Consider the following 865-nt stretch of genomic DNA (forward strand, 5'->3'; position numbering starts at 1 on the left):
GGCCCACCCCCACCCCCGACGCCGGCCGGGAGCTGCTCGCCGCCCTGCCCGACGCGACCGGCCTGCTGCTCGCCGACCCGGACGAGGTCACCGCCGTCGTCACCGCCCTGCGCCACGCCGGCACCGACGTGCGAGCGCTGGCCGGCCTCACCCTGATCGCCGCCCGCCCCGACGTCGCCACGTCACTGGACGCCGTCGGCCTAGCCTCCGTGCCCCTCAACCCGGCTAGGCCCCCCGATCAGGGTCTCTCCATTGGCGCGCCCGTGCTGGTCGCGGGCGCGGCCGAGGTGCCCATGGGTGGGCCGTGGACGCTACGGCGGATCAGGCTGCTCATGGATGAGACCGCGGACGCCGACCCCCGCATCGCCGAGGAGCTACGCCACGGCGACTTTGACGTCGCCGCCTTCGCGTCGTCCACCGCCGCCCGCAGCACCGCGGAGTTGTACGGCCCGCTGCCTCCCGACCTGCTCGTCGCCGCCATGGGCCGGCGCAGCGCCGAGGCATGCGAGGCCGCGGGCATGCGGGTCGACATCGTCCCCGCCGAGCCCGGCGTACACCCCTTGGCCGGCGCCGTCGCCGATTTCATCACCGCCACCCGGGTAGCCCTCCAGGAGCCCGGCTCCTAGGCCCGCAACGGCACGCGATGAACCGCCGGTGATCAGTCCTGTGGTTGTGGTGGCGTAGGCGGCTCCTCCAGGCAGGTCGCGAGTTTGGAAGGCAGGCCCTAGCCTCCTTCTTCGCCTTCTTCGTCGAGGTTGAGGCGCCCCGAGAATTCCGGGCAGTCGATCTAATAGACTGTGCACGGAATGGAGTGTGTGCCACATGGCTGAACGTCGCAGGAAATTCTCCCCGGAGTTCCGCGAGG

Annotated in this window: 1 protein-coding gene; it reads left to right on the forward strand. The window is 72.0% G+C overall.

The window, feature by feature from the left end; all coding sequences use genetic code 11:
- On the forward strand, positions 1-626 hold a 626-nt coding region (locus tag C1A33_RS26615), incomplete at its 5' end, for a uroporphyrinogen-III synthase (RefSeq protein WP_207770518.1).
- Between the last annotated feature and the right edge of the window lie 239 nt (positions 627-865).

It is taken from the genome of Frankia canadensis, assembly GCF_900197875.1.
Taxonomy (GTDB): Bacteria; Actinomycetota; Actinomycetes; order Frankiales; family Frankiaceae; genus Frankia; species Frankia canadensis.